Consider the following 26,351-nt stretch of genomic DNA (forward strand, 5'->3'; position numbering starts at 1 on the left):
ATGCTTAGATACTTCAGTAAATTAGGGTATGCATTACTTACATTATTAGGAGTGATCACTGTTATTTTTATGTTATTTACTATTCTGCCTGGTGATCCTGCGCAGATGATGATGGGACAGAACGAAAGTAAAGAACAACTAGCAATAGTAAATAAGAAATATGGTTTTGATCTGCCACTGATCTCTCAATATGGGTACTATGTAAATGATCTTTCTCCTATTTCTTTTCATAATACTGCAGTAGAGGCATTTTCATTTTTTGATAAAAAGAAGTATTCAGGAGTATCGCTTTTTGTTATAGGAGGTATTGAAGTGGTTTTTAAGTTTCCCTATTTAAGAGAATCTTTTCAGAAAAACGGAAAAAAAGTCACCGATGTTATCAAAGAAACGATGCCCAATACAGCTGTGTTGGCAATATCTGCAATATTGATAGCAATATTTCTAGGGATCGCTCTGGGTATTATAAGTGCATTGAAAAAAGATCAGTGGATCGATAGATTGATTCAGTTTGTAAGTACAATAGGAATGAGTGTGCCCTCTTTTTTTAGTTCGATTATTTTTGCGTGGTTTTTCGGATATGTTTTACATGAATATACAAATCTTAATATGACTGGTAGTTTGTATGAGGTAGATGATTTTGGGGAAGGAATTTATATTCAATGGAAAAACTTGATACTACCGGCTATTGTTTTGGGAATAAGGCCATTAGCAGTAGTTACTCAGTTAATGCGTAATTCATTGTTAGAAGTGATGAGTCAGGATTATGTAAGAACAGCAAAAGCAAAGGGATTGTCATTGTTTCAGGTTATCAGAAGACATGCAGTAAAGAATGCATTAAATCCTGTTGTAACTGCCATTTCTGGTTGGTTTGCTTCCATGTTGGCAGGAGCAGTATTTGTCGAATATATTTTTGGTTGGAATGGGTTGGGAAAAGAGATAGTAGATGCACTTAATACATCAGACCTACCAATTATTATGGGATCTGTAATTGTCATTGCATCATTGTTTATTCTTATTAATATCTTTGTCGATATAATCTATAGATGGTTGGATCCCAGAATAAGGGTTTAATATTTCTATAAGTTTTAAAATAGTAACCAAACTATAACCACAATATAAATACTTAAATTAAAAATTAATGAGAAAAAAAATTGTAGCTGGAAACTGGAAAATGAATAAAAATCTGGCTGAGACAGGAGTTTTAATTTCAGAACTTAAAACAACATTAGAGCAATCATCAGACGCCGAAATTATTGTTGCACCTACGTTTACAAACTTATACTATGCTTTTGAAGAATTAAAAGGATCTGATATCAAAGTAGCAGCGCAAAATATGCACCAGGCAGAACACGGAGCTTTTACCGGAGAAATTTCTGCAAGTATGCTAAAAAGTGTTGGGATAGAGATTGTAATTCTTGGTCATAGTGAACGCAGAGCCTATTTTGGTGAAACGGATGAATTATTGTTAGAAAAAGTAAAAACGGCATTAAAACATGATATGACCATCATTTTCTGTTTTGGAGAAGAGTTAGAGGATCGTAAAAGTGAAAAACATTTTAGTGTAGTAGAAACCCAATTAAAGAATGCTTTATTTGGATTAGACGCTGCATCCTGGAAAAATATAGTATTGGCATATGAGCCGGTATGGGCCATAGGGACAGGAGAAACAGCAAGCCCGGAACAAGCTCAGGAGATGCATGCTTTTATCCGTAGCACGATTGCAAAGGCATTTAATGATTCTATAGCAGAAGAAGTTTCTATACTTTATGGAGGAAGTGTAAAACCCGCAAATGCCAAAGAGATTTTTGCTAAACCTGATGTAGATGGAGGATTGATTGGTGGTGCAGCATTAGATGCAGAAAGTTTTGCTGCAATTGTGAATGCAATATAGTTTTTCAAAATTCGTAATAGATTAGCATACACAGGAGACATTCGTAGGTACGGATGTCTTTTTTGCTAGTTAAAAATAGTAAATTTGTGCGCTGAATTTTTTAAAACACAAAGATGTCAACTCCTATTTATATTGGTTATTATTTTAAAATAGCACCATTACAACCGGCTGCAGAGATTTTAATAGCAGAATTAGGCTATGCTGGATTCGAGAGTTTTGTAGAAACAGAAAATGGAGTAGAAGCTTTTATACAAAAACCTACCTGGTATGAGGGGATATTAGATGATATTCATATATTAAATTCAGGAGAATTTGAAATTACCTATAAAACAGAAGAAATAGAACAGGTTAATTGGAACGAAGAATGGGAGAAAAACTTTACTCCTATTATTGTTGATGATATTTGTAGTGTAAGAGCACCTTTTCATAAAAAGCCAGAAGTGGAATATGACATAGTCATTGAGCCTAAAATGTCTTTTGGAACGGGACATCATGAGACGACTCATATGATGATACAACATCTCTTAAAGAATGATCTAAAAAATAAAAAGGTGCTGGATATGGGATGTGGTACGGGAGTTTTAGCGATTTTGGCAGAAATGAAAGGAGCTAAACCAATAGATGCTATTGATATAGATAATTGGTGTTATCAGAATACACTAGAGAATATAGAACGTAACCATTGTTCAAAGATTACTACATATGAAGGAGAAGCATCATTATTAGAAGGGAAAAAATATGATGTAGTGATAGCAAATATCAATAGAAATATACTTTTAGATGATATCGCTGTATATGCTAAAACACTGAATGATCAAGGTGTTTTACTTTTAAGTGGTTTTTATAAAGAAGATTTAGAGGTAATTACAGAAACATGTGCATTAAATAATTTAGAATTCATAGAAAATTTAGAACGAAATAATTGGATTGCAGCTTGTTACAAAGTAAAATAATTTGCGATAAGATTATTTTTTGTATTTGATATAGTATATTTGTAGAAAATGTATAAAAATAGTGAGATGAGCACTCAAGAAAAGGTTTTAGAAGAGGTTTTAGAAAAAACTGTAGAGCAGAATAATAATGAAATTGTTTTGTATAATGATGATGTTAATACATTTGATCATGTCATAGAGACATTAATCTATACGTGCGAACATACTCCTGTTCAAGCAGAACAATGTGCTATGCTCGTGCACTATAAAGGAAAATGTACTGTAAAAACAGGCGTTTATGAAGAATTAGTTCCCAGATGCTCTAAACTATTACAAGCAGGTTTAAGTGCTGAGATAGTTTAACGTAATGTTATATTAATTTATAGTATCAAATTATAGTATCAAAAATCATAAAAGATAAATTCTTAAAACTTAACTGTGGTTAAGTTTTTTTTATGCAATTTTTTGAGAAGTCTAATTCCTGAAAATTTTAATAGATCAAGTTTACACCTTCCTTAAATGATTCTGGTAAGTAATTTTACTTGAGAATTGAATTATAAGCATTTTGAAACAATAGAATCTGTAACAAAAAATGTCGAAAATTTTATGTTCTAATAATCAGTTGATTAAAAGAAATTAGGGTCGTATGGGAATATTACAAATTCGATCAGCATCAAGTGCTTTGTTTGTTATAAATTACAATATGATTTTCCAACATATTAAGCATAGAACTCAACGAAAAAAACTAGTATTAATGTTTTTTAACAAAAGTGTAATTAAATTTTATGATATGTAAGAAAAAAGCTTCTTTGTTGGTTTTTTTGACTACATTTTGAAAATCTTCCAAATACTGCTAATTAGACTAATCGTTTATGAATGAGCGGATAAAGATTATGCGGTATAAATTGTGTATTTGGTCGATTTTATTGTATGATTTAAAGATATGTGATTACTAGTTATTATGTGTTTTTATTGCATTTACTCTATTTATTTCTTTTGATTGCAGAGAATTATTTAAATTATAAGCTAATATTTTAAAAAAATTATCATATCTTCAACCCGCTTAAGATTAAAAAAGTTCAAAGCTTTACTTAAAATTGTTGCAAAGTAAATAGATACCGTAGTATATCTATCTTCTTTTATATTATTTAATAGAACTACACAAACTCAACTTTTAAAAAAATGAAAAAATTCAAATTTTTAGCGTTTTGCGCTATTGTAGCAGGTGTTGTAACATCTTGCGAAAAAAATGAAATTAGTAGTGATGTACAACCAGAGGCAATAGAGCTTTCAAAAGTACAAAATGATGCTTTACTTAGAGCCGGAGTTAATCCAGGAGGTGCATACATTAGCTCTGTAACTGATCTTGATGGTACTACTCGTAAAGTAGCCGTATCGGGTGATATTATGCTTGATGTAAGCATGCTAGAAGAAGGTTTGTTTGATCTTGGAATAGCTGAGGATGGACAAACAAGACAATATAGAACCAGTAATCTAGTGACAGGTTCTAATAGAACTATTGATATCTTAGGTTTTACAGGAGGTGTAAATGCATTGTCAAGTAATATGCGTACAGGATTACAATGGGCAGTGAATAATTATAACAGATTGAATAATTCATTAACTTTTAGATTGACATTTGGCACTAATTTTGAAGCTGCAGATATGGTAGTATTTGATGCTAATCAAGGTGGATCAGGTGGATCAGCTGGGTTTCCTAGCGCAGGTAGACCAAATAAATTCGTAAGAATCCTGAGTGGTTTAGCAAATTCAAGTAATAATTTAAATGAGCACGTAATCGGTCACGAAATAGGACATTCTGTTGGTTTCCGTCATACAGATTATGCAAGAAGAAGATGTGGAGGAGGTAATGAAGGTTCTAGCGGTGTTGGAGCAATACGTATACCAGGTACTCCTGCAGAAAATAGATGGGGAGCGCCAGGTTTAGATTCAGATTCTTTTATGATTTCTTGTTTTGATGGAAGTGAAGATGGAGAATTTAGTGATTTTGATATTGTAGCTTTAAATTTCTTATACTAGATAATTTTTAGATTATAATAAAGTAAAGATTCAAAAATATTTTAGCTTTGAGCTTTTTAAGTATCCATCTTGATCATATGATCAAGATGGATTTTTTTTAATAGAATGGCAACGCCTATAGATATTTTAGATTATTTTCTACTTTAAAAATGGTTTAATCATTTTTGCTAAACTAATACAACATCTCTTTTATTCTGAAAGAAGAGATTTTTTTACTTAATAAACCTTTCTACTATCGTTTTTTGTAGTGACCTCTTCAAGTAACTAATACCATCGTCAAATAAAATTACCTGCTAAAATCATTTTTTTCGTTTCATATTTAAAAATAATAAGCATCAATAGTACTGTTATCTATGAATTTTCTTTCTCGTCTGAATAAAAAAACAATTTGATTCAGTTCTTGGTGATTTCATCTAAGGCAAGTATAATAATGTAATTATAACTTGAATTTACCTAAAACTATACTTTTTTAGCTTTTTAACCTATTGCATTTTTTTTGTATTCCAATTAGCAAATTTAAGTCAAAATAGGAGCCGTAATAATGATATAGGTTTACCATATTCTTTCGGATAAGAAATCTTCTAAACTTGGAATCAGTTCATTTATCAAAATATATCAGGTACTACTAAAAGTTGAACGATTCTTTTAGATAAACACGAATTAAATAAAATGTAAAAAATTAGCCTTTTTTATGTTTTTTATTGTATTATTTTTATAAAAAAACTGTATTATGAATAAATAATTCATTCTTTTTTGTAATTCATTGAAAATAATATACCTTCGAACCCTCGAGAATCACATAAAATTCAAAGCTTTTTTAACTTAAAATAATAATACAGAAACTCAACTTTTTTAAATGAAAAAAATGAAATTATTGGCGCTTTGCGCTATCGCAACAGGTTTTGTAACATCTTGTCAGAAAGAAGAATTAACAAATGAAATACAGACTGAGACTGTAGAGCTCAGTAAAGCACATCAAATTGCATTATGGGATGCAGGAGTAAACCCTAATGGGGCAAAGTATCACAGCCTTCAGCACCCGGGAGAGATTGAAAAAACAAATGGGATCTTATCAGGAGATATTTTTATGGCTTTGGATCAATTGGCAGAGCAAGCCTTAGCAGGAGATACCAATGGTACAAAGCAGTATAGAACCAGGAATACCGTAAGTCAAGGTCGTACTATTAGTGTTGTTGGATTTACGGGTTCAGGGTTTGCACTTACTAATGTAATGAGAAATGGATTGCAACGGGCGGTAAATACATTTAATGCACAGAATATATCATTACGTTTCAATTTAAGATTTGCGGCTACAACAAATGCAGATATGGTAATCTATAATGCTGGTGGTTCTGGACAAGGAGGAAAGGCAGAGTTTCCTAGTGGCGGAAGACCAGGTAAATTTATCCAAATTTTTGGTGGGATGAATTCGCTTAGCTCGAATGTGAATACTCATGTTATTATTCACGAAATGGGTCATGCCATTGGACTTAGACATACTGATTATGCCAGAAGAAGATGTAGTGATGGTGGTAATGAAGGTAGTGGAGCTCCTGGAGCAATAAGAATTCCTGGAACTCCTTCAGAAAATAGGTGGGGAGCCCCAGGTTTAGATCGTGATTCTGTTATGATTTCTTGTTTTGGGAATGAAGATGGAAGAATAAGTAATTTTGATAGGATTGCACTAGAATACCTATATTAATAATATATTATCCGGCTTTGAACTTTTATGGCTATCCATCTTGATCACAATGATCAAGATGGATTTTTTTTAAGAAAAAGATAGTTGATTATCAATTTGTTATTCTAAAGAATTCATATGTTTATAAATATGAAACTTGATATTTGGTCTATTTTTATCATTGTTGTCATCTTTCAGGGTATGTTTGTGATATCCACTTTTTTACTATCTAAGGAGAAAAGAGAACGCATGAGTAATAGATATTTATTTTTGATAATTTTACTATTTATTTGGTATTTATCTGAGTTTTTGTCTATTCGTCAGGTGTATAAAGTGCATTGAGGTGTTTTTTATGGCACACGTTATGGTTCTTGGTTTTTACTGGGACCTCTTACATTTTTTTATTTTAAATCTGTTTCATACGATTTGTGATTAAAAAATTCGTATAAATTCATTGAATTATTTTTTCTTTATGCAAGGCAAAAAAATCAAGCATAGCTATAGCTACGGTTTATTTTTTAAACGAAGTAGAAAGGAAAAAGAAACGATGAATATGCGAAATTTTTAGTTATAAATCGTATTCTTCACAAGTTGATATTGTGATCAATGTAAATAGTTTGGATACCAATCACGAGACAAGGGACAAACATCTTATTGGATCGATGTGGTTGGATGCCAAAAGTTACCCAGAAATTAAATTTATTTCCAGTAGTATAAGAAAAGAAGATATCAATAAGTATAGAATAGAAGGAAGTTTAACAATAAAAAATATTACAAAAAAAAAATAGCTTTCCTGCTGAGATATTAGGACCATTTGTAGACCCGACAAAAAAGAAAACAATGAGAATTAAAGCTGATTTGGTTATCGATAGATTTGATTATGGAATAAAATTCAATAAAAAAATGGATAATGGCTCTTTTTTTATAGATAATAAAATAAAAATAAAGATTTAGGGCATTAGTGGTTGGGAATAATTTTTAAAATATTAGAAGTTTATTCTAAACGATAAGTTAGGAGTGATTCCTGAGGAAAAAGTGTCTGTCTCTAGTAAAAAAATGCTTTCTTCTGGAGTATTGCCAGTTTCAAGTGAAATATCGTAGGTTCTATTTAATATGTTTTTTCTATTGTATAGATTAAATAAAGAAAAATTAATTTGACTATTCCATTGTTTATTTTTTGAAAGAGCAAACGAATAAGAAGCTGAGAAATCCAGGCGGTGATAAGTTTCCAGACGTTTACTATTGGTACCTTGATAATCAATTAAAATAAAATCTTCTGTTTCTGTGATACCAGTAGCGGGGGTATATGGTCTGCCAGTTCTTATATTCCATCCCAATGAAAATTCAAAGTTTTTCTGTTGGTATGAATGTACCCAGGATAAATAATGAGAAATGTCAAAATTACCAGGAAAGCTATTACCATTATTTATATCCGGAAATCTAAAAGTTTGATCTGTTAGAGAGTATCCAACCCATGTTCTGTAGTTATTAAATCTTTTTTTAATCAATACATCCAACCCCAAAATTTCTGCTTCTCCTTGATAAATACTGATTAACGAATCATTAAAACCATTAGAAAATGACGTAAGCCCTTTGGTAGTTTTATAATAGCCTTCAATATCCACATACCAGTCATTTTGATTATAAATCAAACCGCTGGAAATCTGATTGCTACTAAGTATAGATGTAGCATCAGAGCCAGATAATAACCAAATTTGATTCTCAAGGTTGAAATCTGTTTCCAGAAAGTTAAAAACTTGGCTCATGACCTGGTTTTTGCGTTCAAAAGAAGCTTTGGATTTTAAATTTTTTAATAATCGGAATTGTGCACTAATTCTGGGTTCCCAGAAAATTTCATCTGCAATAGAAAAATAGTTACCCCGGACTCCAGTATTTAAATAAAATTTGTTATTATAATTAAATCGATATTCTCCATAAAATGCATGTGTTATATTATGATCATTATCAATAAAAGGTGTTTCATCAAAAAAACCTGATGTATACAATACATCGGTTGTAGAAAACTCATAACCAGAATGAATGCTATGGGATGGTGTTACTTTCCAACTACTATGAAATGAAGCGCCGAGATCTTTGATTCTGTTTTTTTGTATAGTGTAATTACTAATAAAGATAGAGTCATTTTCCCTTAATTGTGTAAACTCTCTTGTTCCGAAATAATCAAAATTATAATGAGAAAAATAAGCCTTGGTTGAGAGGTAAAAATTTGCATTATAATTTTTGCTCCAATCCATACTAAGTCCTTCATTTCTATACTCTAGATCATTTTTTTGATTTTTATCAAAGGGTGGTTCATCTAAAACTGAGATATTCAGTACGTCCAGCTTATGCATTAGTGTGTTGTTAGTAAAAATGGAACTTACCGTCAATTTTTCATCATCAGAGAAATTTGCAATTGCTTTTAACGTCAAATCCATAAAATAGAAATTGTTTTTGCTCTTTACGGTCTCTGGATTGAATTGTTGATCATCTTGCGTAAATTGAATACTCTGAAAACTGCGTTCAGAGTAACTTTCAAAAGTAGGTGTTTTTAAAACATCTGTAAATGATCTTCTTCCAGAAATGATGACTCCAAAATTTTTAGAGATTGGTACTTCTAGATAGGCATCTATATTGGTCATATTAAAACCAAACCCTCCTCCAAAGTTGTTAGGAACATCATTCTTTGATGTGATGTCAATAACTCCTGCAATATGATTACCATATCTAGCCTCTGTACTACTTCTAAAGAGTTTTACATTTTCTGTTATATAGGGATTGAACACCGATAGAAGATCAAAAAAGTGGCCAGTACTATACATTTTAATACCATCCCATAAGACCAGGTTTTGATCTGGTGTGCCTCCTCTGATATGTATTCCGGAAGCTGTTTCTGTGGGGCTTTGAACACCTGGAAGAAATTGTATCGTTTGTAACACATCTGGCTCTATTAATCTGGGTAGAATGCCTAATTTATCGGGATTAATGTTGATAGCGCCTGTAACTTCTTCTCTGGAAATTCCTGAAGTCACATATTCTTCGATCAATACTTCTTCTAATTGAAAACTTTCTTCATATAAGAATATATTTTTGCAGTCCGTTTGTTGTAATTCTTGGGCTATTATTTTTTTTGAGTTATAGCCCAAGAATCTAATATTAATAGTGTCATTTTCAGATACATCTATTTGGAAAAAACCATCAGTATCAGAAATTACGGTTTTAGACTTAGTATGATTCTGTATAAAAGCTTCAGAAATAGGTTTTTTATTATTAGCATCTACTAAATAACCACAGATATGAGGAGCTTTTTTATTTCTTATTATATAGTATCTATTGTTTATTTTTTCAAAGAATAAAGAAGTTTGGACCTGTATTTTTTTGAGAATATTTCCAAGTAAATCGTTATCCTTAATGGTGATTTTTTTATTTTTTATGAGCTCTGAATTAAAAGAAAACTTTATGTTACATGATTTTTCTAATGTTTCCAAAACTGTTTTTAAAGACGTGTTTTTATATTCTAACTGTATTGTTTTCTGAGAAAATAAGTTAGAATACATACATATTATAAAAAGATAAAAATAAACTAGTTTCATTTATTTTTTAATATGGATAACGCTGTTTTTATTTAGGATTACATTGTTTTTATTTTTTTTTAATTAGACTACATTGTTTTTATTTTTTAGTTAAAATCACGTTGTTTTTATTTTTTAAAGTAAACGAAATTTCCATAGGAACAAAGATTGTTTTTAATGCAAGTTCAATATCATTATGGCTATAACTCCCTGTAAAACGTTTGTGTTCATTAATGTCATTTTTGTCAAAAGTAAGGTCAAACTGATTCTGAAGAGATTCAATAACCTGTTTTAATGGAGTATTAAGAAAAGTAGTTTCTCCAGATAGCCAACTGGGTTTTAATTCTTTGATATCCCAATTTTCAACAGTATTGCCAACAATTCTATAAGCTTTCTGTTTAGTTAGAATAATCGTTTTGCCAGCAGTGCCAATGGCCTTGACTTTTCCTTCGTGACACATTACCTCAAAGAAATCACTACTACTATTTACATTAAATTGAGTGCCAAGTACGGATACATCTCCTGATGATGTATTTACGAGAAAATCAGAGCCTTTCTTAACTTTAAAAAACGCTTCTCCAGTCAATGTCACAGTTCGGTTAGTGTCCCAATCAGCTTTTTTAAATTTTAACGACGACTTAGAATTTAGAATAACTTCAGAGCCATCAGGCAATGTTAGTGAAGTTTGTTCGCCAAAATCAGTAGAATACTTGGTAGAACTATCACATAAAACAAATAACCCCATGATCATTAATAAAGTTGCAGCAACACCATAGATCCATTTTGGAACTAATTGTATTGTTTTGCTCTCTTTTTCAATATTTCTTTGTATCGAATTGAATAATTTTTTCTTATCATAAGGAAGTGAACCAAGGGTATCTACTTTATCAATAATTCTCTTATATTTCTTATAGTCTTCAGATTTTTCAAATTCTTCTTTCTCATTGGTAGTCAGATTATTACTTAGCCATCTGGCTAAAAAATTATCATCTGGATACGGATTTTTCATGGTTTCTTATCTTTTGTTTATAGCCCCCATCATATTAATAAACAAACTTAAAGGCTTTTACCCTATACTTTATATTCTAAAATATATGCTAAATTTTTAAAATTTAGTATAGCATAGTGTATAATAAACAAGTACAACAGCTTTAACCCTAAATTATTATATAACATCTCCTAATTTTTCTCTTAAATTTAACATAGCATAGTGTATTCTCTTTTCTATTGCTTTTATAGATACACCTGTTATTTCTGATATTTCTTTATACGATTTTTTATCTATTCTGGATAACAAAAATGTTTCCCGTTGTTTTTCCGGTAGTTCATCAATTGCTTTTTTTAACTTTTTCATAAACTCATTCTCTTCCATAATAAACTGTGGATCTTGATTATTGACTTCAGAATGATGAGGTTTTTGTTCATACTTAAGAACTACCTTTTGATGTGCTATATGGTTTAGTAGTTTATTATTGGCAACAGTAAATAAAAAAGACTTGGATTTTTCAAATAATATTTTTTTACAATTCGCCCATAATTTTACAAATGCTTCTTGAATAATGTCTTCAGCAAGATCCATATCCCCACATTTATAATAAATAATATTTCTTAATGATGCAGAATATTCATTAAAGATTGATTCAAAATTTTTCTTTTCACAAACAGACTTCTTTTTCATAGATCTCTAGAAGATATTTATCGCGCAGTGGTAATAATTTCAGATTTAATAAATTATTTACATTCGGAGAAGTTAATAAAAAATCTTTAGTCCGCGAATATATCACAAGTTATTTAATTGGTTTCTAAATAATTCATCATATTTTGTATTTTTTTTAACACGAGATGAACGGCTTAAATTATTATGATTTTTCCTTTGAAAGATTTTTCTCATAGTCTTGAGAATTATTTTTGAGCTATGCCTTCAACGGCTTTGTTTTTATACGCAAGGAATTCTTACCAACAAAAACTTAACTACTAATTCTTTTTAACTCTAAACTTTGCTTTTTAACGAACCTACAAAATCTTCCTTTTTTATCATAAAAATATATAAAGTTCAGTGATTCAATTGGATTATTACAGGTTTTATTGGAACAGTAAGCCAAAAAACGATACAAAATCAAAGAAAAAAATCAAAAAAGTAGCAGGATTATTAACTACGAACTCATCTTGATTTTTTCTATTTCTTAAAAAATAAAAAATCAAGATGAGTTCTGCAAAACTAAACATGTACTTAGGTATTGTCAAATAAGTATTGGTTAGTAGTTTATTGTTTTGATTATTAGTGTTATAGGTGGTGTGTGAGTTGTTGTTTTTTAGTATAATATCGAATACTTTAAAAATGATAACAGATTCTCAGTAATCATATGCGAATACTATAAGAAAAGAGTAGTCAGAGAATATCATATGTACCTTTATCATTAACAAACTACAAACTACAAACTCAACTTAACCTAACTTAATTATGAAAAAACTTTATATTTTTTTGATATTAATACTTATTTCAAGTATTTCTCATTCTCAATCGCATCAATGGAAACGGACCAACCCTGGAGGAGGAGGTTGGTTTAGTTCCATTGGAGCTAGTAAATCTGGAATTGTCTTGGCGGGAAGTGATTTAAGCGGTGCCTACAGAAGTAAAAATGGTGGCAGAACCTGGGATGTCTGTGGTGCAAGTAGAGGAATTAATGATACCCATATAGGGGGTATGGGGTTTCATCGCACCAATGGTAACATCATGTTTATAGCAACTGGAGGAATATACAAAACCACAAATGGGGGGGATTCCTGGGATAGAGTTATGGATGGCGGTGGATATGTCAGTGACATAGAATTAGCTACAGACAAGCCATGGATTGGATATGCATCACGGCATAAAGGAAATTGGAATACGTTAAATGCCGAAGTATGGAAAACTACAAACACAGGAAACTCCTGGGTTAGAGTTGATAGGAATCTGCCTAAAACAAGAATTATAAAGATAGTAGTAAACCCAAAGAATGCAGACGAGGTATATCTGGTTACAGGAAAAGGAAGACCTGTTTGCTCTGTTGCTGATGTTTATAAAAGTACCAATGGAGGGATCAATTGGAAAAACATCACTGCAAATAATAATTTTGAAGGATTTACAGAAGTTGCAGATTTTGCAATAGATCCCAAGAATCCCAATACATTATATATTACAGCAGTAAAAGCAGATTGTGATAATCGTTTTTGGATGGATGGATTAGCTAGTAAATTTTATAAAAGTACTAATGGAGGAAATAGCTGGACAAAAATGCAAGATCAGGGAGGTCAAATATTTATTCATCCTCAAAACTCAAACATTACACTTGTAGAAACAAGAGCAGTTGCTGGTTGGAATCCAAAGTCTGGTACTCGATTATCTACTGATGGAGGTAGGTCATTCACAAAACTAAGTGATGTAACAAAGTGGCAGACTACATTTCATGGAGAAACACAAGGTACCTACAGTGGTATTGGAGATGGATATAGTAGAACAGTTGGAGAAGATTTATCAAATGCAAATAATTTTTATTGGACAAACTCTCAATGGGTAATGGGCTCCAAAGATGGAGGTAAAAATTTTAATGTTCTACACGCTAAAAAAGTAGGTGCAAATGGTTGGCAAAGTACAGGAGTAGATAATATCGTAAATTATGACATGAGTATTAGCCCCAAAAACCCAAATATTATTTATCTGGCTCTCGCTGATATGGGAGTTTGGAGAAGCCTAAATAAAGGACAAACGTGGGAGAATTGTAATACTGATGATATAAAATACGGATGGGGAAATGGTAAAGGAGGGAATGCTCACTCTATTATTGCAGATCCGGATAGAGAAAATGTGGTGTGGACTACTGTTAGAAAAGGATTTATTCTAAAAAGCACCAATAAAGGAGAAAGGTCAAGCTGGATAGAGGTAAGCACAGGTTTAGAATCAAAAGAATTTGTAAATGGGTTATCTATAGATGTCAAAAGTCCAAGAAATAATAGAACTCTATTTGCAACAGCTAATGGAGATGTGTATAAAAGTATCAACGATGGTAATAAATGGTCAAAGGTATTAGTTGGTGGTAATTGTAATTTTACAGCAATCGATCAACAGGATAGAAACTTAATATATGCAGGAGGAACCAAAGGGCTCTGGAGATCTACAAATGGAGGCAAAAATTGGAATAGATTGGGTTCTTTTAATAAGAATTTACCAGCAGACAATACATTGTTAGAATTTGGGAACAATCGTTATAAAGGTATTTATGATATAAAAACAGACCCTAATAATAAAAATTGGGTATATGTAACGGTATTTGAGGCTGGTAAGGAAAGAGGTCTTTTCAGAAGTAAAAATAAAGGAAATAGCTGGGAGAAGTTGCTCACAGATAAGTTTATGAGAAAAGTAGCAATTATGCCTAAAAACTCTAATATTTTGTATGCCACCTCTTCAAGTGCCCTATATTCAGGAGGACTAAAAGATGAAAGTAACGGTATTTGGTTTTCAAAAGACGGTGGAGCAAATTGGGTAAAACAAAATAAAGGAATGGCATATCCTTTTGGCAATGCAGTATCTATATCTAATCAGGATAAACCTTTTGTAATGGTAGGTGTTCCAGGAACCGGGTTTCAAAAGGCTGATGTACCAGTTTCAGGAAATAACGGAGGAGGAAATGATGATATTGTCACACTATATGAGCATTGCAATTATGTTGGAAATAGGATAAAACTAGGAGTCGGTGACTACCCAAATATCACAAATGAAGGTTTCAAAAATGATGATGCCTCTTCTCTTAAAATAAGATCTGGTTTTAAAATTACACTATATGAACACTATAATTTTGAAGGAAGATCAATTACTTTAACCTCTGATGACAATTGCCTTACAGCTAAAACTTTTAATGACGAAGTTTCTTCTATGAAAGTATCTAGAAATCAAGGGCAAGGAGAACAAAATATAGAGGTTAATGGCGAGTATTTGATTCAGAATACTGGTAATAATCAAAATGTTATTGCTCCCAGCTGGGAAAATCATAATGTTAGAATGTATGCTTCGAATACAATTTTTAACGATCATAAATGGCAATTCAGGCATTTAGGAAATGGAATACACGAAATTAAAAACATTGGGACGAATAGATTTTTAGAAACAACTGCTGGTAAATGTGATAAAAATGCCAATATTAATACCTGGACTTCAGCAGGAGCAAACCATCAAAAATGGTATGTAACTAAAATTGGGAAAAATCATTTTTTAAGGCCAACGCATTGCACAACGATGGCTTTAGATAAAAGTACGGGAGATGATGGTAATGTTAAATTATGGGATTATACAATTGCTAATAATAATCAAAAATTTAAGTTGATACCCGTTACGTCAAGATCATCAGAAGCAGTACTTTCTGGAATTACAATTTCACCTAATCCAGTTCAGACAAAATTAAAAGTAGATCTAAGTAATTATGCGGGCGAACCCATTTATTATACAGTGAGTACTATTACTGGACAACTTGTTAAAAATGGTACGTTTAAAACAAAGCATAATGATGCCGAATTGCTTAATTTTGATCAACTTCAGAAAGGAATATATATTATAAGGTTCAAGCCTGAGAATCATAAGGAACAGATTCATAAATTTATAAAAATGTGATGATCTAGATTCATATAATATATTTTATGATTTAGAACGCATCTTGACTTTCTATTTCCTAAAAAAACAAAAAGTCAAGATGCGTTCTAAACTAAAAAGTGAACATAAGAAAACGCAATGATTTAGTTTTATTACGTTTTTTTGTGAAGTGATTTAAACGCTCAAAGTTTAAAAAATGAATATGTGCTATTACTTTGCAGGTAAAATACTTTGAGGATATAAATAGTATATACTTTCCAGAATAGTGTCTATAAAATCGAATAAGTTATTGTTTTATAAACCTCTTTACAATTGATTTTCTTTTATAATCAAAAAATACAATTTCTACTATATAAATCCCAGAAGGTAATTCGGTTACATTTATCGTTTCATCTTTCGAATAGTCAATTATTTGTTTTACGAACCTTCCGTTTGCGTCGTAAATCGATAAACGATTATTTGATTGAATTTCAGAAATTTGAATCTCATTTACTGCAGGATTAGGATAAATTCTTATGAGTTCTTCTTGTATTTTTCCAGGAAGTATGGTTAAAACTCTAGTCACAACATTAACAGAAAGATGATTTTTATTACCAGATTGATGAGCCGAAATAATAACAGAACCTTCTCCAACAATTGTTACCGTATTTCCAGAAACAGTAGCTACATTGGTATCAGAACTACTAGTAGGTAATTGCTAATCCTGAAGAGCTCGTTAGAACAGTAAATGTAGTAGATACCACTGCTTCAGTAATTACTTTAACAGGAGCCAATCCTCAGGAAATTGTTGAAGGTGATTTTATGTGGAATTAGGAGCTACAATAGATGATGGATCAATGGTTGTAACTGACGCATCTGCTGTAGATACGAACACTGTTTTATTAATCGTTAAATAATTAATACTATTTAGTAATTGCTTTCAAACCTTATTAACAAAGAGGTTTTATCAAGATCAATATAAACTAAATAGCAAACTATTAATAAATTCTAATGACAAAGTAACAGTAATCGTCTTTTCAAGTTCTGATGCTTCTTGGTCTGTTAGTGATGAAAGTGGATTTAACGGGTATCTGATCAGTAGGTTTTAATAATTCATTGAACTTGTTTTAATGCTTTTTTGTATACGTTTTATAATCTTGAAATTTTAGATTTAAATTCCGAATTATGAATATCAGTTTTTATGGTTTAGTTTTGAAACCTTTATTTTATTCGTGACCTCCATGAATCACGCTTCAAACTTTCTTGCAAAATACTTAGAAGAAATTACAGAATATGCAAAAGAGGAACAAGCTTTGTTAATAGCTTGCTAAGGGAATTATGATGCAAAATACTTTAAACTTTTGAGAAGAATTTAAAATAACGGTTTAAGCACTAATTTTCATAGAATGCATTGGTACCCATTGGCTTTTCTTTCGTTAATCTTTAATTTTTCTGAAGTTTTATGTTTGCATATTCAGGAATCTGATTAGTCTAATTGATTGTTGCAGAATAACTTTTATAATAAAACATTAGGTGGTGCCAGATAAATGGCGTAAGTTTGCACCACAATAAAAGATACCTATAGAATTTTAAGGTAGTATATAGTACAATTAGTTTTTACGAGTTTTTCTCTTCTTTCCAATTTTATTTTTACAATTACTTTTTCAATAGTGTTTTTAAGTTATACGAATAGTTTTTATAATTTTATTTAGAACTCTTTAGTATGCTTTTCTTAATTAGGATATTCTTTATTGTGAAAAAATAATTAATAATTTAAAATTAAGTAAAGATGCAAGAAGGCACAGTAAAATTTTTCAACAATTCAAAAGGATTCGGATTTATTAAATCAACAGAAACAGGTGAAGACATTTTTGTTCATAATTCTGGTTTAAGAGATGATATTAGAGAAAATGACAAAGTACAGTATGAAACTGAACAAGGAAATAAAGGACTAAATGCAATTAACGTAGAAGTTATTGATTAATTCTAAATACTATTTATCTTTTAATAGATAAAATCTTATTAAAAAAAGACCGTTTTTTTTGAACGGTCTTTTTTATGATTCGGACTGAAAAAAATTCAAGCTATACGGTTAAATCCAGTTTTCTGCGATCAAGAGCAATTGTTGTGTTTATTCAAATATTCTTGTTAGTCTAAAGAGGGAAAATTCTATATTTTTGACACTTCTAAATTGCGTTCTCAAGGCTTTTATCTTTGCATTAAAGGAATTTTTGGATGCGTTTGCATTTCTTTTTTTATAAAGTAATTTAAGATTCATCCATAGTTTAAGGTTATTGTGTAAACTACTGTATTGAAGACTTTAAATGTTGTATGTCAGTATTTAACATATGATTTGTGAATAGTATTCAAATTAAAGGTATATTTACAATGTTAAAATTCGGAAAGCTCCAATTTAATCTTGTTTTCTCAAATTCAATATTCTTTTTCTGCTCTCTTTTTTCTCGGCAATAGTGCAAAAACATTTTTAAGCTAAATGTAAGGATAGGAACATTCGTTTGGGTATCGTTTTCAATATAGAACAAGTCTTCACAATTAGATATTTCTATTCGTTTCTCAATCTTTTTATAATTATTCGTTGTCCCAAATTACGCAAGGACGGGCTTAAAAAAAATGATAGTATTAAAAACCCCCAAAAATAGCGAACTCATATTTATCAAAAAATATTGATAAACAGGGTAAATAATTATATCTAACAACTATTAAATAGAATAATAAATATAAAGAAATGAAAGAAGGAACAGTAAAATTTTTCAATAGTGCCAAAGGATTTGGTTTTATTAAACTCAAGGATTCTGATAAGGATGTCTTTGTACACCAAAGCGGTATTATAGATGAAATTCGTGAGAACGACAACGTAAAATTTATGATGGAAAGAGGTGAAAAGGGAATGAATGCTGTCAATGTTGAATTGATTAAATAATAGTTCTTTTATCTCTTATCTCCTATGCTGGTAATGTATTTAAATTTTGATTGTCCAAATCCAAGTTCAAACATAATTGAGATATTGAGATTACACGAGAGCATTTATATATATATACAGAACGTATTACTCATTACAAAAGGTAAAAAAATGACAATGCGAATACAACTATTCCTAATAATACTAGCTTCATTTGCCATGTCCCCTTCCCAGGAAACAAATCGAATAAAACAACTGGAAGGAGGGTATCAAGGACGAGTTGAGAACGGTTATTCGTTTTGTTTTAAAACTGCATCTGGATTTGAAAAAACCATGGTTTTTAATGAAATCCTGTCCGTTATACTCGAAAAATATCCATTACATATCGACACACATATCGGAGAAAATTTTATCATTTCGTTTACTAGGGATATACGTACAGAAGAAAAAGGCAGCAGAGAAGTATCAACTATAATACGCCTACAGAGTATTGTGCTTGGGCAACATTTTTGAGAATGATATACGACTCCGAATTTTAATAGTAAACTACCTCGGGGCAAGCCCACGAGGCATTTATTGAAAAAAACATTTTGATTTCGAGGCAAGCCTCGGAGCATTTAAATCTCGATTATCGAGTAAAAGATCTGAACCCTTGCTTGTTTCCACAGGAAAAAGCGACTTATAGCATAGAGATTCTTATAGCGTTTATTTTCTTAAACCCTCCTATTTGTAGTATAAAACAAATACCTTGTAAAATATAAACTGATAACATCATGAGCACAAAACTCTTCATAAAATATATGGTCAGTTTACGATGTAAACTCATGGTAAAAGAAGAACTAAAAAAACTTGGTTTGCATTATATCGTTGTTGAATTAGGGGGTATTGAAGTTTTAGAAAACATAACTAAGAAACAACGTTTTCAACTGAAAAGAAACCTAATTAAATTAGGATTAGAATTAATGGATAATAAAAAAAGTATTCTAATTGAAAAAATCAGAAATGTTATTATCGAAATGATTCATTACACTGATGAATTGCCTAAAGTCAATTATTCTGAGTATATAAGTGAAAAAACAGGTTATGATTATACCTACCTGGCTAATATATTTTCAGAAGTGAAGGGTATTACTATTCAGCAATTTATAATTATGCATAAAATTGAAAGAGTCAAAGAATTGCTGATCTATGATGAACTAAATCTTACTGAGATTTCTTATAAACTACACTATAGCAGTGTTGCCCATTTATCTAATCAATTCAAAAAAGTTACGGGTTTGACTCCTACATTTTATAAGCAACTAAAAGAAAAGCGTAAACAAAATTTGGATGATTTATAATTGAACTCATCTTGATTAAAAAGTAGTAACCAAATTCTCAACGTATAGATCATTCTTTTATACCAATTTACAGGATACCATTTCCTCAATTATGCATCATTCAGATAAACAGATATATTGTCCTGATACTTACAGACTATAAAATACTCTTCATTAAGTTCTATGATTACTCTTTTTTTTAGCCTTATTGTTAACGTTAATGGGCATCACCTTTTTATTCATCACCACAAAGTTTAGGTTGTTTTTTAAAAACAATAGGTAGCTCAGAACATTATTTTTTCATCCTAAGGAACCTTTTCTTTTTTGACATATAATAATGTGTGATATATGTAATATGAGTTTAGTGTAGTGTAAAGTAATATGTATATAATTATCACATTTTTGTATCAAAATGTAATTACAATGGACGATCAAGATTTAAAAAAAATAACGGAAATTTTAAAAAATGGTAAATGGAAAAAATTATTCATTCTAGCAGTACTACTTATAATATTGATAGCATTTAAGCCATGGACTCAAGTGGGAGCTGGTGAAAGAGGAATTGTTCAGAATTTTGGTGCAGTTCAAGATGTTGTACTAGGAGAAGGGATTCATTTCAAAATCCCCATAGTACAAACAGTTACGCTAATAGATGTAAAAATCCAAAAAGCAATGACTGATGCTGCCTCTTCTTCCTCTGATCTTCAGGATGTAGATTTATCAGTAGCACTGAATTATCATATCATACCCGATAAAGCAAATCTTGTATACCAAACCATTGGGGCAGAATTTAAAGAACGTATTATTGATCCTGCTATTCAAGAGGTGATGAAAGCCGTTTCTGCCAGGTATACCGCAGAAGAATTAATTACCAAAAGACCCGCTGTCAGTACCGAAATGCAGGAAGCACTCACCTTGAGATTGCTTGCATCAAATATATCCGTTGATGCCTTTTCGATTATCTCTTTTAGCTTTTCCCAAACTTTTACTGATGCCATTGAAGCAAAACAAACCGCTGAACAAAATGCATTAAAAGCAAAGCGAGATTTGGATAGGATAAAAGTCGAAGCAGAGCAAACTATTGCTGCAGCAACAGCCGAGGCAGAAGCGCTACGTTTACAAAAAATGAATATTTCACCCGATCTAATTGAACTCAGAAAGATCGAAGCAAACCTAAAAGCCATAGAAAAATGGAATGGAATTTTGCCACAAGTTACCGGAGCAGGCGCTATACCCTTCATAGGAGTAAGTGATGTAGCTAAAAAGTTAAAACAATGATAAGATAATTTTATTTGTGCTGATTCATTCGATTTCTACTAATAAAAATGCAGCATTACAAAATGTATTCTTTAAAACAAAGTAGTAGGTTAGGATATAATAGTCTTGCATAATCTTTAAGATCAGCTTTTTTTATTTTAAAACAATCAAAAGTAGCTTTTAGCTTCATATTGGATTTGATAAATACAAATCACTACCTATGAAAAATAATAGATTTCATAACTAAATAGAGCAACATTTCTGTGGTAATTGTGGTGTTAGTTATATCATAATAACTCTGGCAGTGAAACGGTCATCAACAGTAGCATAGCAAGCCAAAAAATAGATAAGTCAATTGTTATTGGAAATAGTTAAAAGTGTGATATATGTAATGTCCATTCAGCGCAGTGTAACACATGAAATCTTTAATTAACTGATTTTTGTATACATTTTGAAACTGTCCATAAATGGGCATATTATTTATAATCTTAAAAACAGAAAATCATGTCAAAAGAAAAAGAAGGTAAGGCCAAGTCAGGTAAAAAAGCACCTGCAAAAAATTTGAAAGAAAAAAGAGCAGCAAAAGCAGAAAAAAGAAAGCAGAAAAGGAGTGATGATTAAATGTTATGAAAGAAACCATCTGATCACCTTCTACTAGTTAGTATCAAACCTTCTAACATCTTATCAATGAAAAATAGTGAATTAGAAAAATCTTGTATGCATGAATTAGCAGACACTGTTGATTACATACCGGGATCTGTCGTTATAAAAGCAATCCTGAAGAAAAAAACAGGAGTCGTAGCTATATCATCATTTGATAGCGGAGAAGCATTATCTTCTAAAACATCTCCTTTTGACAATCTTATTCAGATTATTGAAGGAGAAGCTGAGATTATTATTAATGAAGAATCAAATATTATTGGAACTGGTCAGATAATCATTATCCCTGCTCATGCAAGGAATATAGTAAAAGCTGATAAGCGTTTTAAAATGGTATCTATTATCATCAAGAGTGGTTATGAGGATATAAGTATTTAAAAGCTAAATATAACGGATATGATAGAACAAGAAAGTAAATTCAAGCCAGGTGATATGGTTTATGCCAAAATAAACCCTGATGTTAAATTGATTGTACGGCTATACTACCGGCGAATATACTACTGTACGTTTGCGAAAGATCCCAATAAAAAAGAAGTCGTATTTTTTGAAAGAGAACTTTTATAATTATTGTGTATTACTACAAAACGTAAGAACTCTAGATAAAACATATACCAGATGACAGAACGATTAAGCATTACAAAAGAGCAAAAAATTCATTTTAATACGCTAAAAAGCAAACCAAAAATAGCCTACTTCATATTGGTTGATCGTTTTCCCAAACAGCTCGAACGATTGCTTAAATCCATTTACCATCCAGAAAATCACTACTTGATCCATATCGATAAAGAAGTTGACATCGCCACAGAAAGAGATATTAAAGCATTTTTAGGAAATTACTCCAGCGCTTATCTTTTAGCGAGTAAAAATATAGAAAGGGGAGGATATAGTACAGTACAGTCCCAACTTAATGGAATGAAATACTTACTGAACCGCTGTTTGAAATGGGATTTTTTTATTAATCTAAGCGATCAGGATTTTCCATTAAAGTCTCAAAATTCTATTCTTGATTTTTTGCACAGAAATAAAGAAAAAAACTTCATAAAAATAACCAATCACATTAAAGAGTATCCTGATAGATTAAACCATATTGAAAACGATTTTCAACAGATCGATATAGGCTTTTCGAGGATACCTTTTAAAAAATCTTTTATAAAAAATGTGACTTGGTATGTCGGTGGGCAATGGATGATCTTGACTCGGGCGTGCTGCAAATTTATCTGTGGTAGTCCTGAGGTAAAAAAATTCGAAACTTTTTATCGTAATACACTAAATGCTGAGAAATCATTTTTTCAGACTTTACTCATGAATACGTCATTCAAAGAAATTATTGTAAACGATGATAAAAGAGCTGTTATATGGATACCAGATGAAAACATGAAATTAAAACCAAAAACTTTGACAGGATCAGACATTGACTTTTTAATGCAAGCAGATAACTTATTCGCACGAAAATTTGACGAAGGAGTAGATGAATCTATATTGAACATCTTGGAGGAAGCCTTGACAACCGATCAAATATCAAGTAGTTCTAATAATATGAATGTCAACTTTATTCCAGCGTTTAGTACTGATAGAAAAAAAAGTATTCTATTAGATCCGAAAACAATTATAAGTTCAACAACTCAACTACCCAAAAAAATGCTTAACGGCAACAAATAAAATGGCTAAAACAAATATTACAAGAAGTTGGAGAGAGCAAAAGGTAATGCTTAAACGGAGATTTTCTTTTTTATCTGACAAAGATTTTGATTTTGAAGATGAGCAAAAAGAAATGATGTTTGATAATCTTGCTGTTAAACTCAAGAAAACCAGAGCAGAGTTAGAGTTGCTTTTTGCGGAACTACAAACCTATTGAATTTTTGTAATTAAGAAAAAAAGAGTATGCATAAATTCAAAATACAACCGCTTGCTAATAGAGTATTGGTAAAAGCTGACATAGCAGAAGAAAAATGAAAAGGAGGCATTATTATCCCTGATTCAGCTAAAGAAAAACCTCAAAAAAAGATCATATTGGCCGTAGGAAAGGGTAAAAAAGATGAACCCATGACTGTAAAAGTTGGTGATACGGTATTATATGGAAAACATTCCGGAACTGAAATCACTTTTGAGGGGATTGATGCGATTATTATAAAAGAGTCAAACATCTTTTGTATTATTTAGCCAACTACTTTAGAGCTTATATAAGATTATTGAAACAGATATTTGAGAAAAGAAATATGTTATTAAAGCTCTGCGATGAAGTTTCCAGGTGAAATATAATATGACGTTTTTAAAAACGTAAAATCTCTAAAGATAAAAGGACACTTTTATCTGGATAATTAAAATTGTCTGACTGTACCTAAGATTCCCTTAAAATACTATCGGTACCGTACTCCTTATTTTTTCTACCGCCCAACCAATATGATATAGTGTGTCATGCTAGTTTATATCTCATTATTGGGTTTTATTTTATGATATACAACAACATTTAAGCTACATCAAAAGGTTTATTTACAACCGCTAAGAATTCTTTTCTGGTATCGGATTCAACGAACTTTCCTCTATATTCGATTGTAGTAGTGAAACTACTTTTATCTTTAATTCCTCTTGAAGAAACACAAAGGTGTTTAGCCTGTATTACTACAATGACATCTTCAGTTCCTAAGGTTTGCTGCAAGTCTTTTAGAATCTGTAAACAAAGTCTTTCCTGTACCTGAGGGCGATGAGAATAATAATCAACTAACCTATTGATCTTAGATAATCCAATTACTTTTCCTTTAGGAATATACCCTACGTGAGCAGTACCTACAATTGGTAGGAAATGATGCTCACAAGAAGAATCAATATTTATGTTTTGCTCCACTAACATCTTATCATATTGATATTTATTCTCAAAAATGGAAGTTTTTGGACGGTTTTTAGGATTTAAACCATAAAAGAGTTCCTTTACATACATTTTAGCCACTCTATAGGGAGTTCCAGAAAGACTATCATCCGTTAAATCTAATCCTAACTCCTTCATAATTTCCGAAAAATGATATTGTATATTTTTAATCTTATCAGCGTCAGACGTATCAAAAGCATCTGCTCGTAAAGGCGTTTCTGTCGAATTGGAAATATGTGCATCTCCAATGGATTCTATTTTGTTTTTATTTCTAGTGTTCATGATAAATTAATTTGTACAGCATTTTTTATTGTTACATCTACAATACTTTTGATTGTAAAAATGTAGGCTAGCTAAAAAAATTGAAACAACATAGATAAACTCTTCAGCTAATGGTGCAAGATCCAGTTTTTCATTTATTACAATTGCGAATAGAAGAGACCAGCATATCCAAAAAATATACTTCATTTTTTGATTTGAAGTGGTCTGTGTAGTTTTATATACAGCTATAAAAGATAGTCCTAAAAAAATAAAATCTAAAGATTTCCACCAAAACGGATGTGTTCCTTCAGAAATTATCAATCCTGTATGAACTAAAAATAAAAAAGGAGTTGCCAAGCAGTGTACTAAACATAAACTACTGGCTATAATACCTAATGTGTCGGAGTTGCTACGTATGTGTAAAATGTTCAAAATAAAAGTGTATATATTTTAATGAGGGCAAAGATACTATATATTTTATAAACGCAACTTTGTTGCGTTTATAAATTTATCTATTTTTGTCAAAAATGATTTTATGATCCGAACGACATCGCTAAGGTTTACATATCAGAATACAAAAACTCATACATTTTGTTTTCCTGACCTAGATTTATCATTTGAACAGAATGCGTTAATTCTGGGTCCTTCAGGTGTTGGCAAAACCACTTTATTGCATCTTATGGCAGGTCTTTTGATTCCTAAAAAAGGGAATGTTTTTATTGGTAATACTTGTGTACACCAACTCACAAGAAATCAACTAAATAATTTCAGAGGGAAAAATATTGGAATAATTTTTCAAAGAGCATATTTCATTAAATCTTTGACCTTATTAGAAAATATGAAGATACGAGAAAAGCTATCTAAAAAAACAACTGATCAAGACAGAAGGAGGCAATTACTTGAGCAATTAGAGTTAACCGAAGTTAGAAATAAGAAGGTTCATGAATTAAGCGAAGGTCAGCGGCAGCGACTTTCGATTGCTCTTGGGGTTATCCACAAACCAAAGGTGATATTAGCAGATGAACCTACCTCTAACTTGGATGATAAGAATTGCGAAAAGGTCATTTCCTTATTGAAGAAAGAAGCTCAAATTTGTAAAAGTAATTTGATCATTATTACTCATGACCAAAGAGTTAAATCACATTTCAACAAACATATAATTCTATAAAATTGTTATACTTAGCTTTCAAAAATCTAATTTCAAAACCTTTGAATACGCTGCTTAGTATTTCTGACTAACGTAAAATTACACTACTGATTTACAGTTATTTGCAAATCATCATTAGTTAATCCAAATTTATCAATTTGTTTTCTAATTCTTTTCACTAGTCCTAGTTTTCTTTTTTGATCGAGGTA

General features: G+C 31.0%; 24 protein-coding genes. 18 read left to right on the forward strand and 6 right to left on the reverse strand.

Annotated elements, in window-relative coordinates:
- The 7 genes from F0000_RS20390 (at position 1) to F0000_RS20420 (ending at position 7,332) form a co-directional block, all read left to right on the forward strand.
- Entirely contained in the window at positions 1-1,071 is a 1,071-nt protein-coding gene (locus tag F0000_RS20390; RefSeq protein WP_149626575.1) for an ABC transporter permease, read from the forward strand.
- 67 nt (positions 1,072-1,138) lie between these two features.
- The gene (tpiA, locus tag F0000_RS20395) at positions 1,139-1,891 is read left to right on the forward strand and encodes a triose-phosphate isomerase (RefSeq protein WP_149626576.1); all 753 of its coding nucleotides are present in this window, start codon (positions 1,139-1,141) and stop codon (positions 1,889-1,891) included.
- 113 nt (positions 1,892-2,004) lie between these two features.
- Positions 2,005-2,844 carry a 50S ribosomal protein L11 methyltransferase gene (prmA, locus tag F0000_RS20400; protein ID WP_149626577.1) on the forward strand — a complete coding sequence of 280 codons (840 nt, stop codon included), beginning with the start codon at positions 2,005-2,007 and terminating at the stop codon, positions 2,842-2,844.
- Between the two features lie 66 nt (positions 2,845-2,910).
- Complete coding sequence (locus F0000_RS20405; RefSeq protein ID WP_027392496.1) at positions 2,911-3,186, forward strand: ATP-dependent Clp protease adaptor ClpS; 276 nt, start codon at positions 2,911-2,913, stop codon at positions 3,184-3,186.
- Between the two features lie 819 nt (positions 3,187-4,005).
- Positions 4,006-4,863 carry a M57 family metalloprotease gene (locus F0000_RS20410; protein WP_149626578.1) on the forward strand — a complete coding sequence of 286 codons (858 nt, stop codon included), beginning with the start codon at positions 4,006-4,008 and terminating at the stop codon, positions 4,861-4,863.
- 856 nt (positions 4,864-5,719) lie between these two features.
- Positions 5,720-6,565: a M57 family metalloprotease gene (locus F0000_RS20415; RefSeq protein WP_149626579.1), complete on the forward strand. Its 846-nt coding sequence runs from the start codon at positions 5,720-5,722 to the stop codon at positions 6,563-6,565.
- A gap of 539 nt (positions 6,566-7,104) precedes the next feature.
- On the forward strand, positions 7,105-7,332 hold the full coding sequence (locus F0000_RS20420) for a YceI family protein (RefSeq protein WP_255452824.1): 228 nt from the start codon (positions 7,105-7,107) through the stop codon (positions 7,330-7,332).
- A 198-nt stretch (positions 7,333-7,530) separates the two neighbouring features.
- Here F0000_RS20420 and F0000_RS20425 read toward each other — a convergent pair whose 3' ends face one another.
- From F0000_RS20425 to F0000_RS20435, 3 genes are all read right to left on the reverse strand, one after another.
- On the reverse strand, positions 7,531-10,101 hold the full coding sequence (locus tag F0000_RS20425) for a carboxypeptidase-like regulatory domain-containing protein (RefSeq protein WP_188112199.1): 2,571 nt from the start codon (positions 10,099-10,101) through the stop codon (positions 7,531-7,533).
- A gap of 115 nt (positions 10,102-10,216) precedes the next feature.
- The gene (locus tag F0000_RS20430; protein ID WP_149626582.1) at positions 10,217-11,125 is read right to left on the reverse strand and encodes a FecR family protein; all 909 of its coding nucleotides are present in this window, start codon (positions 11,123-11,125) and stop codon (positions 10,217-10,219) included.
- Between the two features lie 156 nt (positions 11,126-11,281).
- Entirely contained in the window at positions 11,282-11,794 is a 513-nt protein-coding gene (locus F0000_RS20435) for an RNA polymerase sigma factor (RefSeq protein WP_149626583.1), read from the reverse strand.
- Between the two features lie 783 nt (positions 11,795-12,577).
- Here F0000_RS20435 and F0000_RS20440 point away from each other — a divergent pair.
- Positions 12,578-15,757, forward strand: coding sequence for a beta/gamma crystallin-related protein (locus F0000_RS20440; protein ID WP_149626584.1), 3,180 nt, complete (start codon positions 12,578-12,580; stop codon positions 15,755-15,757).
- A gap of 265 nt (positions 15,758-16,022) precedes the next feature.
- Here F0000_RS20440 and F0000_RS20445 read toward each other — a convergent pair whose 3' ends face one another.
- A complete protein-coding gene (locus tag F0000_RS20445; protein WP_188112200.1) occupies positions 16,023-16,301 on the reverse strand; it encodes a T9SS type A sorting domain-containing protein in 279 nt (92 codons plus the stop codon).
- Positions 16,302-17,504: 1,203 nt separating this feature from the next.
- On the opposite strand from F0000_RS20445, the gene F0000_RS20450 reads away from it, so the two are divergent.
- The 9 genes from F0000_RS20450 (at position 17,505) to F0000_RS20495 (ending at position 24,031) form a co-directional block, all read left to right on the forward strand.
- A complete protein-coding gene (locus F0000_RS20450; protein ID WP_149626586.1) occupies positions 17,505-17,699 on the forward strand; it encodes a cold-shock protein in 195 nt (64 codons plus the stop codon).
- A gap of 762 nt (positions 17,700-18,461) precedes the next feature.
- Complete coding sequence (locus F0000_RS20460; protein WP_149626587.1) at positions 18,462-18,656, forward strand: cold-shock protein; 195 nt, start codon at positions 18,462-18,464, stop codon at positions 18,654-18,656.
- Positions 18,657-18,812: 156 nt separating this feature from the next.
- Entirely contained in the window at positions 18,813-19,148 is a 336-nt protein-coding gene (locus F0000_RS20465) for a hypothetical protein (RefSeq protein WP_149626588.1), read from the forward strand.
- 287 nt (positions 19,149-19,435) lie between these two features.
- Entirely contained in the window at positions 19,436-19,975 is a 540-nt protein-coding gene (locus tag F0000_RS20470) for an AraC family transcriptional regulator (protein WP_149626595.1), read from the forward strand.
- Between the two features lie 402 nt (positions 19,976-20,377).
- Entirely contained in the window at positions 20,378-21,232 is an 855-nt protein-coding gene (locus F0000_RS20475) for a prohibitin family protein (protein WP_149626589.1), read from the forward strand.
- A gap of 666 nt (positions 21,233-21,898) precedes the next feature.
- A complete protein-coding gene (locus F0000_RS20480) occupies positions 21,899-22,249 on the forward strand; it encodes a cupin (RefSeq protein ID WP_149626590.1) in 351 nt (116 codons plus the stop codon).
- Between the two features lie 237 nt (positions 22,250-22,486).
- Entirely contained in the window at positions 22,487-23,530 is a 1,044-nt protein-coding gene (locus F0000_RS20485; RefSeq protein ID WP_149626591.1) for a beta-1,6-N-acetylglucosaminyltransferase, read from the forward strand.
- Between the two features lies 1 nt (position 23,531).
- A complete protein-coding gene (locus F0000_RS20490; RefSeq protein WP_149626592.1) occupies positions 23,532-23,726 on the forward strand; it encodes a general stress protein CsbD in 195 nt (64 codons plus the stop codon).
- Between the two features lie 110 nt (positions 23,727-23,836).
- Positions 23,837-24,031 carry a co-chaperone GroES gene (locus tag F0000_RS20495; RefSeq protein WP_368668123.1) on the forward strand — a complete coding sequence of 65 codons (195 nt, stop codon included), beginning with the start codon at positions 23,837-23,839 and terminating at the stop codon, positions 24,029-24,031.
- Positions 24,032-24,338: 307 nt separating this feature from the next.
- Here F0000_RS20495 and folE read toward each other — a convergent pair whose 3' ends face one another.
- Both folE and F0000_RS20505 read right to left on the reverse strand, forming a co-directional pair.
- A complete protein-coding gene (gene folE, locus F0000_RS20500; RefSeq protein ID WP_149626593.1) occupies positions 24,339-25,016 on the reverse strand; it encodes a GTP cyclohydrolase I FolE in 678 nt (225 codons plus the stop codon).
- A gap of 6 nt (positions 25,017-25,022) precedes the next feature.
- Positions 25,023-25,427: a MerC domain-containing protein gene (locus tag F0000_RS20505; protein ID WP_255452823.1), complete on the reverse strand. Its 405-nt coding sequence runs from the start codon at positions 25,425-25,427 to the stop codon at positions 25,023-25,025.
- A gap of 103 nt (positions 25,428-25,530) precedes the next feature.
- Between F0000_RS20505 and F0000_RS20510 the strand changes: the two genes are divergently transcribed.
- Positions 25,531-26,163 (forward strand): ABC transporter ATP-binding protein, encoded by a 633-nt coding sequence (locus tag F0000_RS20510; protein WP_149626594.1) that lies wholly within the window; start codon positions 25,531-25,533, stop codon positions 26,161-26,163.
- Positions 26,164-26,351 lie beyond the last annotated feature (188 nt).

Origin of the sequence: Aquimarina sp. RZ0, assembly GCF_008370685.1 — a bacterium.
Lineage (GTDB): Bacteria > Bacteroidota > Bacteroidia > Flavobacteriales > Flavobacteriaceae > Aquimarina.